The organism is Azorhizobium oxalatiphilum, from assembly GCF_014635325.1.
GTDB classification, from domain to species: Bacteria; Pseudomonadota; Alphaproteobacteria; order Rhizobiales; family Xanthobacteraceae; genus Azorhizobium; species Azorhizobium oxalatiphilum.
This window is the reverse complement of the sequence record NZ_BMCT01000004.1, coordinates 473,863-486,532: the sequence shown is the minus strand read 5'-3', so window position 1 is coordinate 486,532 and position 12,670 is coordinate 473,863. Positions and strand designations below refer to the sequence as shown.

At 64.6% G+C, this 12,670-nt stretch carries 11 protein-coding genes; 3 read left to right on the top strand and 8 right to left on the bottom strand.

The window, feature by feature from the left end:
• The first annotated feature begins 47 nt into the window (after nucleotides 1–47).
• On the top strand, nucleotides 48–1,544 hold the full coding sequence (glpK, locus tag IEW24_RS16580; protein ID WP_188580578.1) for a glycerol kinase GlpK: 1,497 nt from the start codon (nucleotides 48–50) through the stop codon (nucleotides 1,542–1,544).
• Nucleotides 1,545–1,749: 205 nt separating this feature from the next.
• Nucleotides 1,750–2,478: an MIP/aquaporin family protein gene (locus IEW24_RS16575; RefSeq protein ID WP_188580576.1), complete on the top strand. Its 729-nt coding sequence runs from the start codon at nucleotides 1,750–1,752 to the stop codon at nucleotides 2,476–2,478.
• Between the two features lie 43 nt (nucleotides 2,479–2,521).
• Here the strand turns inward: IEW24_RS16575 and IEW24_RS16570 are convergent, their stop codons facing one another.
• Together IEW24_RS16570 and IEW24_RS16565 are read right to left on the bottom strand one after the other, a co-directional pair.
• Nucleotides 2,522–3,310: a DeoR/GlpR family DNA-binding transcription regulator gene (locus IEW24_RS16570; protein ID WP_188580574.1), complete on the bottom strand. Its 789-nt coding sequence runs from the start codon at nucleotides 3,308–3,310 to the stop codon at nucleotides 2,522–2,524.
• 61 nt (nucleotides 3,311–3,371) lie between these two features.
• The gene (locus tag IEW24_RS16565) at nucleotides 3,372–4,334 is read right to left on the bottom strand and encodes a hypothetical protein (protein WP_188580572.1); all 963 of its coding nucleotides are present in this window, start codon (nucleotides 4,332–4,334) and stop codon (nucleotides 3,372–3,374) included.
• Nucleotides 4,335–4,551: 217 nt separating this feature from the next.
• On the opposite strand from IEW24_RS16565, the gene IEW24_RS16560 reads away from it, so the two are divergent.
• Nucleotides 4,552–5,781, top strand: coding sequence for an FAD-dependent oxidoreductase (locus tag IEW24_RS16560; RefSeq protein ID WP_188580570.1), 1,230 nt, complete (start codon nucleotides 4,552–4,554; stop codon nucleotides 5,779–5,781).
• 58 nt (nucleotides 5,782–5,839) lie between these two features.
• Here IEW24_RS16560 and IEW24_RS16555 read toward each other — a convergent pair whose 3' ends face one another.
• From IEW24_RS16555 to IEW24_RS16530, 6 genes are all read right to left on the bottom strand, one after another.
• A complete protein-coding gene (locus IEW24_RS16555) occupies nucleotides 5,840–7,213 on the bottom strand; it encodes a c-type cytochrome (RefSeq protein ID WP_188580568.1) in 1,374 nt (457 codons plus the stop codon).
• A gap of 2 nt (nucleotides 7,214–7,215) precedes the next feature.
• Nucleotides 7,216–8,982, bottom strand: coding sequence for a GMC family oxidoreductase (locus IEW24_RS16550; RefSeq protein WP_188580567.1), 1,767 nt, complete (start codon nucleotides 8,980–8,982; stop codon nucleotides 7,216–7,218).
• A 66-nt stretch (nucleotides 8,983–9,048) separates the two neighbouring features.
• Complete coding sequence (locus IEW24_RS16545; RefSeq protein ID WP_188580565.1) at nucleotides 9,049–9,774, bottom strand: gluconate 2-dehydrogenase subunit 3 family protein; 726 nt, start codon at nucleotides 9,772–9,774, stop codon at nucleotides 9,049–9,051.
• Between the two features lie 309 nt (nucleotides 9,775–10,083).
• Nucleotides 10,084–10,617 (bottom strand): response regulator transcription factor, encoded by a 534-nt coding sequence (locus IEW24_RS16540; RefSeq protein WP_188580683.1) that lies wholly within the window; start codon nucleotides 10,615–10,617, stop codon nucleotides 10,084–10,086.
• On the bottom strand, nucleotides 10,607–11,887 hold the full coding sequence (locus IEW24_RS16535; RefSeq protein ID WP_188580563.1) for an ATP-binding protein: 1,281 nt from the start codon (nucleotides 11,885–11,887) through the stop codon (nucleotides 10,607–10,609). The genes IEW24_RS16540 and IEW24_RS16535 overlap by 11 nt, the downstream gene beginning before the upstream one ends.
• A gap of 12 nt (nucleotides 11,888–11,899) precedes the next feature.
• On the bottom strand, nucleotides 11,900–12,586 hold the full coding sequence (locus IEW24_RS16530) for an SURF1 family protein (protein WP_188580681.1): 687 nt from the start codon (nucleotides 12,584–12,586) through the stop codon (nucleotides 11,900–11,902).
• Between the last annotated feature and the right edge of the window lie 84 nt (nucleotides 12,587–12,670).

Sequence of the window (12,670 nt, the reverse complement as noted above, 5' to 3'; positions counted from 1 at the left end):
GAAAACCTCAGCCAAATCAACGCCGGCCATAACGACGGGAGGAAACCATGACCAAATACGTGGGCGCCATCGACCAGGGTACGACCAGCAGCCGCTTCATCGTCTTCGACCGCAAGGGGCAGATCGTCAGCGTCGCCCAGCGCGAGCATGAGCAGATCTATCCGCGTCCCGGCTGGGTGGAGCACAATCCGGTCGAGATCTGGCTGAACACCCGCACGGTCATTTTCGAAGCCCTTGAGAAGAAGGGGCTTTCCACCGCTGATCTCGCCGCCGTGGGCGTCACCAACCAGCGCGAGACCGCCCTGCTCTGGGATCGCAAGACCGGCGAGCCGCTCTACAACGCCATCGTCTGGCAGGACACCCGCACCGACCAACTGGTGAACCGCTACGAGCAGGACGGCGGCCAGGACCGCCTGCGCGCCAAGACCGGCCTGCCGCTGGCGACCTATTTCTCCGGCCTCAAGCTGCACTGGATCCTCGACAACGTGCCCGGCGCCCGCGAGAAGGCGGCCTCCGGTGATGCGCTGTTCGGCAACATCGATACCTGGCTGCTTTGGAACCTCACCGGCGGCCCGGATGGCGGCATCCACATCACCGATGTCACCAACGCCTCCCGCACCCAGCTCATGGATCTGGAGACGCTGGAGTGGGATGCCGACATCCTGAAACTGTTCAGCATTCCCGCCGCCTGCCTGCCGCGCATCGTCTCCTCCTCGGAGCGTTACGGCACCGGCAAGGGCCCGCTGGAGGGCGTCACCCTCTCCGGCATCCTGGGCGACCAGCAGGCGGCCCTGTTCGGGCAGGCCTGCCTCAATCCGGGTGAGGCCAAGAACACCTATGGCACCGGCAATTTCATGCTGATGAACACCGGTGAAAAGCCTTTCCCCTCAACCTGCGGCCTCGTCACCACGGTGGGCTACAAGCTCGGGGACAAGAAGGCCATCTACGCGCTGGAAGGCTCCATCGCCATCACCGGCGCGCTGGTGCAGTGGCTGCGCGACAATATCGGTATCATCAAGAATTCCGCCGATATCGAGCCCCTGGCCCGCACCGTCTCCGACAATGGCGACGTGTATTTCGTGCCCGCCTTCTCCGGCCTGTTCGCCCCGCGTTGGGATGACAGCGCCCGTGGCGTGATCTGCGGCCTCACCCGCTACGCCAACAAGGGCCACATCGCCCGCGCCGCTCTGGAGGCCACCGCCTACCAGACCCGCGAGGTGCTGGAAGCCATGGTGAAGGACTCGAAGGTCGAGATCCGCGAGCTGCGCGCCGATGGCGGCATGGTGGTCAACGAACTGCTGATGCAGTTCCAGGCCGACATGGTGAACGTGCCGGTGGTGCGCCCCCGCGTCATCGAGACCACGGCGCTCGGCGCCGCCTATGCCGCCGGCCTCGCGGTGGGCTACTGGCACTCCACCGACGACATCGTCCAGAACTGGGGCGTGGATCGGCGCTGGCATCCCAAGATGGACGCCGACAAGCGCGAGCAGCTTTATTCCCGCTGGAACAAGGCCGTGACCCGCTCGCTCGGCTGGGGTGACTGATTTTATTGAATTTTATCCGCCCCTTCGGCCACAGAGCCGCAAGACGTTCTCCAGCAAAGTTTTAGAGACGGATTCACGGTTCGGATTGATTTGATCTGAACCGATCCGGCTCTGGCCGGAGGGGCGTTTTTCAAGGTCGCCCGGTTACGGGCGCACGCCAATCAACAACTGACGCCAATTAAAAAACTGACGGCGGAGACGTCCCATGCATACCCCCTTTGTCGGAGAACTCCTCGGCACTCTTGTGCTTATCCTGCTTGGAAACGGCGTGGTGGCCGGCGTGCTGCTGGCCAAGTCCAAGGCGCAGAATTCCGGCTGGATCGTGATTACGGCCGGTTGGGCCTTCGCCGTGATGGCCGGCGTGTTCGTATCCACCGCCACAGGCAGCCCCGATGCCCATCTCAACCCGGCGGTGACGCTGGGCGCGGCGGTCGTGACCGGCGACTGGTCCAAGCTGCCGGTCTATGTACCCGCGCAGATGATCGGCGCCTTCCTCGGCGCCGTGCTGGTGTGGCTGCAGTATCTGCCGCACTGGGCGCCCACCGAGGACAAGGGCCTGAAGCTCGCCATCTTCTGCACCGGCCCGGCCATCCGCAATGTGCCCGGCAATCTCATCAGCGAGATCATCGGCACGGTGGCACTGGTCTTCATCATCGCCGCCGTCTTCTCCAAGTCGGTGATGGCGGGTGCCGGCATTCCGGCGGGCCTCGGCCCCTATATCGTGGGCATGGTGGTGTGGGCCATCGGCCTCTCGCTGGGCGGCACCACGGGCTATGCCATCAACCCGGCCCGCGATCTCGGGCCCCGCATCGCCCATGCGGTGCTGCCCATCGCCGGCAAGGGTGGCGCCGACTGGGGCTACAGCTGGATCCCGGTGGTCGGCCCGCTGGTCGGCGCGGCCATCGCCGGCCTGCTGATCAAGGTCTTCATCTGACAGTGAACCGCCGCCGCCCACACCGGGCGGCGGCGGTTTCGTTTCAGTCTTCCGCGTCCGGTCTCACTTCCATGCCGGTCTCGATCACCTCCACGCCCGCAGCCTTGCAGGCGCGCATGAGATCGCTCGACACCATCTTGTCGGTGACGAAGACATCCAGCTGGTCGATATGGGCGATGCGCACCGGCGCCGAGCGGCCCACCTTCAGATGGTCCGAAACCAGCACCACCCGCCGTGCATTGGCGATGATGGCCTGGCTGACGCGCACTTCCTGATAGTCGAAGTCCAGCAGCGTGCCGTCCTCGTCGATGGCGGAGGCACCGATCACCGCCAGATCCACCTTGAACTGCTGGATGAGGTCGATGGCCGAGGCGCCGATCACCGCGCCGTCGCTGTGCCGCACCTGCCCGCCCGCCACGATCACCTTGATGGCCGGGTTGGGATAGAGCTGCATGGCCACATGCAGGTTGTTGGTGATGATCAGCAGGTCGCGCCGGTCGATCAGCGCCTTGGCCACCTCTTCGGTGGTGGTGCCGATATTGATGAAGAGCGAGGAATTGTCAGGGATGAGCGCCGCGGCGGCCCGCCCGATGGCCCGCTTCTCCGCGTCCGCGATCAGGCGGCGGGCCGTATAGGCCACGTTCTCCACGCTGGAGGTGACAACCGCCCCGCCATGGGTGCGGGCGAGCAGCCCCTGCTCGCACAGATCGTTCAGATCCTTGCGGATGGTCTGCGGCGTGACCTGAAAACGGACGGAAAGATCATCCACCGTCACCCGGCCTGAGGCGCGGGCGACGGCGAGAATCTTATGCTGGCGTTCGGAAGCGTCCATGCCCACACATTGGGCACGGCGGGACGCGGATGCAAGTTCGGTTGCAGCGCGCCCCGAAAGCCTAGCGCGCCGTGACCGAGCCGGCGAGCTTGTCCGCCCGCGCGATCACATCGCCCTTGCCGACAGGGTCCATGCCGATGACCCGAACATAGCTGCCGTCCTGAAAAATCACCGTCTGGGTGACTTTCACGGGCTTGCCGGTCTTGGCATCCGCCGCCGCCGCATGGTGACGATAGACGGTCGCCTTGCCCTGCTCCGAGCGCGTTTCGTTTTCGATTTTGATGTCTTTGAGCTGGGCGAGGCTGTTCAGAGCCGTCTTGGCATAGGCCGCCTGTGCATCCGGCGCGACCGGGCGGCCGAGGGAGGCAGCAATGATGACAAAGGGTTGCGTGCCTTCCGGGTCCACATCCTTCGGCCCCTCGGTGAGGATCAGCCCTGAGCCGCCGATCATCCGCACCGGCCGGAAGCCCGCCGTGTCGCCCACCTTGAAGGGCAAGGCGGCCATCTGCTCCTGAAGGCTCTGCTCGGCCCGGAAAGCGATGGTCTTCAGCGCGGTTTCCACCGCGGAATCAGACACCTGCTCCTTCGCATCCGTGGGCACCTGCACCGTCACGAGGGCGGTGCCGGCGGGTCCGCGCACCACCGCCACCCACTTGGTGTAGCTGAGGCCATTGGCATCCTGACTGCCCCGGAACAGCCGCCCCTCGCCGCCCGTGACCGCAAGCGGCTGGGCCTCGCCCTTCACCATGAAGCCGGTGGGCTTGAGGGCCTCGGGCGTGAACTTGGCGACGATCTGCGCATAGGCTTCCGGCGGCATCTCCACCAGCACGATGGAGGCCCCCGCCTCATGCTGGAAGCCGGCGAAGGCGGCGGCCGGGCTCATGCCCGGCGGCGGCACCAGCCCGACACTGGCACCGGGCGGAAACACCGGCTCGGAGGCCGCAAAGGCGCGCGGGCCGACCATGAGGCCTGTCGCCGCAACCAGCGCAACCGCATACCTCACCAGGTTCGTGTACCACCTCATCCGAAATCTCCTGAAAACATTGATCCAGCGGTGCGCAGGCGCAGAACGGCCAGGAAAAGCAGGCCGTTGTCCCCTTGCCCCGCTGGGGCAATGCGCGCCGCACTGTCATGGTTCCGCTGGGACCTTGGGATTGGAGGCGTTCCATCCCTTGTCCCCGCCCCTTGCGAAGCTGCGCGGGGGGCGTACACCTCACCCTATGACCTCCCGTTCAGAAAGCATGCCTCCGGCGCTCGATCCCGCCCCGTTGCAGACCCGCTGCGCCATTGTCGGCGGTGGCCCTGCCGGCCTCATGCTGGGCCTTCTGCTGGCCCGGCAGGGCATCGACGTCACCGTCATCGAAAAGCATGCGGATTTCCTGCGCGACTTTCGCGGCGACACCATCCACCCCTCCACGCTGGAGGTGATGCACGAGATCGGCCTGCTGGACGGCTTGCTCGCCCTTCCGCACACCAAGGCCCCGAGCCTCCATGCCGAGATGGGCGGCGCGGACGTGACCATCGCGGACTTCTCCCGCCTGCCCACCCGCTGCCGCTACATCGCCTTCATGCCGCAGTGGGATTTTCTGGACTATGTGGCCCGTGCCGCCAGCTCCCTTCCGAATTTCCATCTACTGATGGCCCACGCCGTGACCGATCTGCTGGAAGCGGGCGGACGAATCTCGGGCGTGCGGACAGAAGGCCCCGAGGGCACACGCGACATCCATGCCACGCTCGTCATCGGCGCGGACGGGCGCAATTCCGTGGTCCGCGACAAGGCCGGTCTCCAGGTGGAGAGCTTCGGCAGCCCGCGCGACGTACTGTGGCTGAAGCTCTCCCGCCATGCCGACGATCCGCCTTTCACCATGGGCCATGCCGGGCCACGGCAGGGGTTCGTGATGATCGACCGGGGCGACTATTGGCAATGCGGCTATGTGGTTCGCAAGGGCAGCTTCTCGAACGTGAAGGCCAAGGGCCTCGACGCCTTCCGCGCCGCCGTGGCCGCCGCCTGCCCGTTGCCGCCGGAGCGCCTTGAGGAGGTCCGCTCCTGGGACGATGTGTTCCCGCTGCAAGTGCGCATCGATCGCCTGACGCGCTGGTGGAAGCCCGGCCTCCTGTGCATCGGTGATGCGGCCCATGCCATGTCGCCCATCGGCGGCGTTGGGGTGAATCTCGCCATTCAGGACGCGGTGGCGACGGCCAATATCCTCGGCCCCGCGCTCAAGGCCGGCCGGCTGGAGGACAGCCATCTGGCGGCCGTGCAGAAGCGCCGCACCTTCCCCACCAAAGCGACGCAGAAGCTGCAACTGATGATGCAGAAGGACCGGCGCAAGCGCGATGGGGCAGAGGAAGGCCGCTCAGGGCCGCCCGCCTTCATTCGCGGTATCGCCCGCTGGCCGGTGCTGGCCCATCTCGCGGGCCGGCTGGTGGGCATCGGCTTCCGGCCGGAGCACGTGAAGACAAGGCCCTGAACGCAAAACGCCCGGCCTTTCGGCCGGGCGTTTGTCTTGGCTGGGGAACACCGGAGGATCAGTGCGAGGCGTGGACGGCCTCGGCGGTCTGGCCCTTGGCCGGCTTGTCCTCGATCTGGATGCCCGGCACCGGCTGCGGCGGCAGCTTGGCGCGCATGGCCGCCACCTGATCCGCGCTCACCGGGCCGGCCTGATTGGACCAGCCGCTGCGCAGGAAGGTGGCCAGAGACGCCACTTCCTTGTCGGTCAGGCGATAGCCGAAGCCCGGCATGGGCAGCACGGAGGGGCTGCGGTCCGTGGACGGGGTCTGCGCGCCGCCGAGAATGGTGGCAATCAGGCCGTTGGGATTGTCCGCATTCACGATGGACGCACCGTCCAGCGCCGGGAACACTCGCGCCGCGCCCTGCCCGCCCGCGAAGTGGCAGGCGCCGCAATTGTCCAGATAGAGCCGCTCGCCGAGGGTAAGATCCTTGGCTGCCGTCAGCTTGTCCGTGGTCGCCCTTACCTTCTCTGGGACAGCCGGCGGGGTCGGGCCGGACTGGGCGATGGACTTCAGATAGGACGCGATGGCGTTGAGGTCGGCATCGTTGAGATAGGCGAGGCTGCGCTCCACGGCCGGCTTCATCTCGCCGCCCACCGCCGCATGGGCGTTGCGGCCCGTGCCGAGGTAATCGACGATCTCGGCCTGCGTCCAGCTGGCAAAGCCCTTGGTGGCCTTGGTGGGGCCACGCAGGGACGGCACCGGCCAGCCCTCCAGCTCACCGCCGGTCAGGAAGGCGGCGTTGGAGGCATCCATGCCCTCTTCCTGCATGGCGAAGCCACGCGGGGTGTGGCAGCTGCCGCAATGGCCAAGGCCTTCCACCAGATAGGCGCCGCGATTGATCTCGGCGGACGCCTGCGGGTTCGGCTTGAAGGCGCCCGCACCGGCGAACGCCTTGTTCCACAGGCCGAGGCCGAAGCGCATGTTGAAGGGGAAGATGAGCGCGGTCGGCTCGGTGGGCGCCGCCACCGGCTCCACTGCCTTCATGAAGTAGGTGTAGAGCGCGTGGATGTCGGCGTCGCTCACCTTGGCATAGGCGGTGTACGGCATGGCCGGATAGAGGTGGGCGCCGTCGCCCCGGATGCCGTCGCGCACCGCCGCCGAGAACTGCGCCTCGGTGTAATTGCCGATGCCGAACTGCTTGTCCGGGGTGATGTTGGTGGAGACGATGGTCCCCACCGCGCTGTGCAGCGCGAGGCCGCCGGCGAAGGGTTTGCCACCGGGGCCGGTGTGGCAGGCGACGCAATCGCCGGCACGGGCGATGTATTCGCCCTTGGCGATCAGTGCCTTCTCGTCAGAAGAAGACTGCTGAGCCGAGGCCGGCAGAGCGGTGGAGGCCAGCGCGACGCAGGCGGCGGCCGCGAGGAACGTGATGTTGCGCATCGTGTTCATGATCAGATCTGCACCAGCGGGCCGGGGTTCTTGATGTACTGATCGGTGATCTGCTTCACCGAGAAGTAGGTCAGCGCGCCGAGCATCAGGGTCGGGTTGGCCTGGAAGTTCTGCGGGAAGGCATTGCCGCCCGGAACGAAGACGTTATGCACGTCCCAGCTCTGCATATATTTATTGATCGCACTGTCGTTCGGCGTCTCGCCCATCACCGCGCCGCCCACATTGTGGGTGGAGATGTAGGACGTGGTGTTCCAATGCGCGTCCGGCTTCAGGAAGCTCTCGGTGTAGCTGTCCGGGCCGATCTCCTTGACGATCTCCAGCACGCGCTGGCGCAGGAACTGCTGCAGCTTGAGTTCGTTCTGAGCCCAGTCGAACGTCATGCGAAGCAGCGGCTGGCCGTAAGGATCCTTGTAGGTGGGATCGAGGTCCAGATAGTTGCCGCGATAGGACATGCAGGTGGTGGTAATGCTCACCTTCATGGAGTGGCCGTACCAGTCCTTCATGCCCTTCTTCCAGCCGGCGCCCCAACTTGGCGTGCCATGGGGAAGCGCGGCGCCAATGGGCGCGCCGCCGGCCTGCGAGGAGTGCAGCTTGGCCCCGCCGATGAAGTCGTAAGGCGTGGCGTCGAAGGTGCCGGGTGAGAAGTCGTTGATCATCTGGCCGGTGGGGCCGGCGGTGACGAATGGGTTGAAATTCTTGTCCTTGAAGAACAGCGTGGCGTTGCCGTTGGACAAGAAGGCGTAGTTGCGGCCGATCTGGCCTTCACCCGTGTTGGGGTCGTACGGCTTGCCGATGCCGGACAGCATCATCAGGCGCACGTTGTTGAACTGGAAGCTGGCCAGGATGACGATATTGGCGGGCTGGAAGACTTCCTGCCCCTTCTCGTCGATGTAGGTGACGCCCTTGGCCGTCTTCTTGTCGTCGTGCAGGTCCACCCGCGTGACGTGGGCGTTCACGCGATAGTCGAAGTTCGACAGGCGCTTGGCGGCGTCCAGAATGGTGGTCTGCGGCGAGGCCTTGGAATAGTTCAGGCAGTAATAGTCGGAGCAGAAGCCGCAATAATTGCAGGGCGCGATCTGCACACCATAGGGGTTCGTCCAGGCACCGGAAGCGGCGGCCGACGGGTTCGGAAAGGGATGGTATCCGAGCTTTTTCGCGGCTTTTGCGAAAATGGTGTTGTTCAGCGTGTCCTTGAGCGGCGGCAGCGGGAACGGATTGGACCGCGGCCCCTCGAACGGGTCACCCCCCTCCTGGATCACGCCCTTGATGTTGCCCGCCTGACCAGATGCACCACAGACTTTCTCGAAGAAGTCAAAGTGCGGCTCCATCTCATCCCAGGTAACGGGAAAGTCCTGGATGGTCATATCGTCCTGAAGCTGGCCGGGCTTGTAGGTCTGGTCGGCCCAGGTCTTCAGCTTGAGGTCGGTGGGGGTTGGACGGATCAGCACCGCCGTCCAGTGCACGCCGGCGCCGCCAACACCATTGCCCGGCTTGAACGCGCCCCAGCGGCGCGTCGGAAGAGCGGTCTGGCTCTGGTTATGGCGCACCGTCAGCGCGGACTGGCGCGCCTTGGCGAATACTTTCTGACGGACGGAATAGCCTAGCTGGTCGGCCGGCTTGGGATAGATCTCTTCGGCATTGGTGCGTTCCGGGCCGCTTTCCAGCGCCCGCACCTTGAGACCGGCCTTCGCCAGCTCGATGCTCATGATGGAGCCGGTCCATCCGAGACCGACGACCACCACGTCGACGGCGTCATTCACGATAGCCATGGGAATTCCTGAAACGCATGCCCGCGCAAGGCGCTACGGCATGGAGAAAGACGAAGCGGACGGCGATCAGGCGCGCTCGCCGAGGAGACTGACGGGGCCGAGCGGATACTTCACGCCCTGCTGGCCGATCCATTCAAGGAAGCTGGCGCGGGCACCGGGGAAGCCGATCATCACCCAGGAGCCCATGCCCTTGTTGCCGCCGTACATCGGATCGGACAGATAGCCTTCCTGCGTATTGGTCAGCAGGAATCCGAAGAAAGCGGAAGCCTTCAGGATCGGCTCGCCGAACTCGGCGAAGTTGATCTCGTTCTTCTGCAGCTTGGTCAGCACCTGATCGCGCGTCTGGGCGTCGAGCTCTGCAAAGGACTTCTGGTGGGTCTGCGCGGTATAGGCATCGGTAGCCTTGATGCCCCGGCGATAGATTTCGCTGGGCGCATAAGGGATCTGGAAGCCCATGTCGGCGGGAGCCTTGGAATCATGCGGCCCCTCCATGTACCAGTCATCGGCGCGGCCGTAGGAGCCGGCCAGTTCCTGATCGATGAAGACGGGAACGTTGGTCTCAAGCGCCCCCGGCCCTTCCGCATCCGCCGGAATCAGGCGGTCGCAGGCCGCCATCACGAACTTCCATTCCGGCGCGGCGAAGAAAGCTGGCACGTAGGTATCGATCACGGGAGCAGCGAGGCGAGCCGCCTCGGCCGCACCAAATAAGCGAGCGCTCACCACGGCAGTGGGAAGTGCCAGAACGGAACCAAGCAGGAAGGCACGCCGAGACGTGCCGTTGACCACGGCCATTTGAAGGCCTCCCGTGATGTTCTTTGAAGTTAGTCCAGTTCTTCGGACTCACGGGGACCAGTGTCAAGTTGCCGCAGCGCAAAACGCGTCCGCAAAACGCAACTCAAGGAGGTATTCAAAATCAATGAAACTTTTAATTACTCGTATTTTTCAGTTACTTAATGAAAGTCATCCACATAAGCCCTGCATCTCGCGCATGCGAAATGAACGTGCCACATCACAAAATACGAGGTATAATAAAACCACCAAAGAGACTCAACAGCGCAATGCACGGCAGGTGCGCGCTCATGTCACGTTGCGTAAACGCAATCAGGGGACCCGCTTTTTCTCCAGCTTGCGGGCCAATGTGCGCCGGTGCATGCCAAGCCGGCGGGCGGTTTCCGAAATGTTGAAATCGGTCTCCACCAGCGTCTCGTGGATCCGCTCCCACTCCAGCGTCTTCAGCGAGGTCGGACGCGCCGTCACCGAGATGGACGCATCCCCGTCCCCCTTGTCGAAGGCCGCTTCGATGTCGTCCGTATTCGAGGGCTTGGCCAGATAATGCGACGCGCCGAGCTTGATCGCCTCCACCGCCGTCGCGATGCTCGCAAAGCCTGTCAGCACAACGATTTTCGTTTCGGCACTGTTCTCGTGCAGGATGCGTACGCATTCGAGGCCGGAGCTTCCATTCAGCTTCAGGTCTACGACAGCGTATGTGGGAACAGCCTCTTCCAGCAGCGCAACAACGCCCTCGACACCGGCAGCAACACGCACATCGTATCCCCGCCGCTCAAAGGAACGCCGCAGCACGCGGGCGAAGGATGCATCGTCCTCGACGATAAGCAGCAGACTTCTAGTCTCCATCGGATCCATCAGGCGACAAAGCAGACAAGGGCAGGTTCAGCAAGACGCAGGCGCCATGAGCCTCGTTATAGGCATTTACGCTGCCGCCGAACTTGCGGACGACATTGACCACGAGAAAGAGCCCAAGGCCACCACCCGGCCGGTTTTTTGTAGACCGATAGGGCTTGCCGAACTCTTGCAGAATGCCCGGTGCAAAGCCCGGCCCATGGTCACGAACCGTCAGCTCCAACGCGTCACCCTGCCGGTGCAGAAGCACCTCGACCCAGTCGGGAGAAGCCTCCAGCGCATTATCGAAGACGTTGAATATCACCTGCTTGAGAGCCGTGTCCGAAATGATCGGCACATCCGGGGCAAGGCCGTTCACATAGATGAGATGCTTCGGCGAGCGGCTGCCCTGCCAGTCCGCGACAAGCTCGTCGAAGAAGGTACCGGCGGTGGTCCGCACCGTCCCCTCCCCCCGCGCCTCGCCCGACGACATGAGAATGCCGGAGACGATCGCCTTGCAGCGATCCAGCTGGCTTTGCATCTCCGCCATCTCCTCGGCCAGCTCAGGGTCACGGGTCAGGCGCGGCATATGCCGCCAGTCGTTCAGGATCACCGAGAGCGTCGCCAGCGGCGTACCAAGCTCATGCGCTGCCCCGGAGGCCAGCAGGCCGATGCGCACCACATGGTCTTCCTCGGCGGACTTCTGGCGCAGGTCCGCCAGATGAGCTTCCCGGGCCCGCAGATTGGCGTTGATGCGGGTGATGAACTGCACCAGCAGGCTCGCCGCCAGAATGAAGCAGACGAACATCCCTGCGATGTGCAGTTCGAACAGGAGGCCGTGCGCGGCCTCGGGCAGGATCAGCGCCCTGAAGGCCGTGGTCAGCCAGACGAAACAGCTGGCCGTGATGACGACCAGCGCCCAGGCCGACCAGGTCTCCAGCAGTGCCGCACCGAGGCCGACCTGCAGCAGATAGAGGGAAATGAACGGGTTGGTGCCGCCACCACTCAGATAGAGCTGCACCGTCAGGGATGCCACGTCGAGCAGCAGCTGACAGAACAGCTCGATATTGTTGACGGCTTCCGAATTGCGATGCCGCCACAGGGTGAAGAGATTCAGAGCCACCTGAAACAGCAGCACCGCCACCATCTCGTGCAGCGGCAGCGGGATGTGCAGCCAGATGTTCACCACCAGAATGGTGAACACCTGCCCTGCCACCGCCAGCCAGCGCAGCTGGAGCAGCAGGAACAGGTTCTTGTTGCCGGTGTCGCTCAAAGGCGAGTTCATGCGCCGGACCTTCTATCGGGCGGCGCTGCGCCTCCAGACCAGCGCCGCGCCCCCGAGGGCCATCGCGCACATGGCGAACCACGTCAACAGATACACGAGATGGCTGTTGGGAAAGCGCACGACGGTCAGCCCGCCCACGGGCAGGCCACCGGCCACCAGCGTCGCATCGGCATCGACGAAATAGGGCGCGACCGGACCGACGCCGCGCGCCTCGCCCATGGCCGCCACATCTCGGGAATACCAGCGATCGCCTGCAGGGTCGTTGGTTCGCAGGAAGCCGCCATGCGGCTCGCTCATGCGCAGGAGACCGGTGACACGCGTCTCACCTTCGATCAGCCCTGCCGCGCGGCTCGCGGCCTCGCGCTTCTCCGGCGGCACGAAGCCCCGGTTGATGAAGAGCGTGAAGCCGGCATCGGTGCGGAACGGCACCAGCAGCCAGAAGCCACCGCCGAGATCGGTCACGGCCTGAACCAGCACTTCCTTGTCATTCAGGAAACGCCCGGTAGCTTGCACCTTCAGATATTCGCTGTTTGCCGCTGTGATGGCCGGCCAGTCGGCGGGCCCCGGCGCGGCGACCGGAGGGGCGTGAATACGAGCATCCACACGGGCAATCAGGTCCAGCTTCCACGTCCGGCGCTCGACCTGCCAGATGCCCAGCGCGCAGGTGATGGCCGCGCACACCAGCAGAAAGACAATCAGGACATAGGCGCGGACGGAGCGCTTGCCCCGTCCGTCCGCAGTGGAAGGAACGGGAGCCTCCGCGCCCGTCAGGTTGCGGCTACC

Excerpts from the sequence above, each read along its gene's own strand:
- IEW24_RS16550 (WP_188580567.1), bottom strand. The coding sequence starts at position 8,982 with ATGGCTATCGTGAATGACGCCGTCGACGTGGTGGTCGTCGGTCTCGGA.
- glpK (WP_188580578.1), top strand. The coding sequence starts at position 48 with ATGACCAAATACGTGGGCGCCATCGACCAGGGTACGACCAGCAGCCGC.
- IEW24_RS16540 (WP_188580683.1), bottom strand. The coding sequence starts at position 10,617 with ATGGAGACTAGAAGTCTGCTGCTTATCGTCGAGGACGATGCATCCTTC.
- IEW24_RS16565 (WP_188580572.1), bottom strand. The coding sequence starts at position 4,334 with ATGAGGTGGTACACGAACCTGGTGAGGTATGCGGTTGCGCTGGTTGCG.
- IEW24_RS16560 (WP_188580570.1), top strand. The coding sequence starts at position 4,552 with ATGCCTCCGGCGCTCGATCCCGCCCCGTTGCAGACCCGCTGCGCCATT.
- IEW24_RS16545 (WP_188580565.1), bottom strand. The coding sequence starts at position 9,774 with ATGGCCGTGGTCAACGGCACGTCTCGGCGTGCCTTCCTGCTTGGTTCC.
- IEW24_RS16535 (WP_188580563.1), bottom strand. The coding sequence starts at position 11,887 with ATGAACTCGCCTTTGAGCGACACCGGCAACAAGAACCTGTTCCTGCTG.
- IEW24_RS16570 (WP_188580574.1), bottom strand. The coding sequence starts at position 3,310 with ATGGACGCTTCCGAACGCCAGCATAAGATTCTCGCCGTCGCCCGCGCC.
- IEW24_RS16575 (WP_188580576.1), top strand. The coding sequence starts at position 1,750 with ATGCATACCCCCTTTGTCGGAGAACTCCTCGGCACTCTTGTGCTTATC.
- IEW24_RS16555 (WP_188580568.1), bottom strand. The coding sequence starts at position 7,213 with ATGAACACGATGCGCAACATCACGTTCCTCGCGGCCGCCGCCTGCGTC.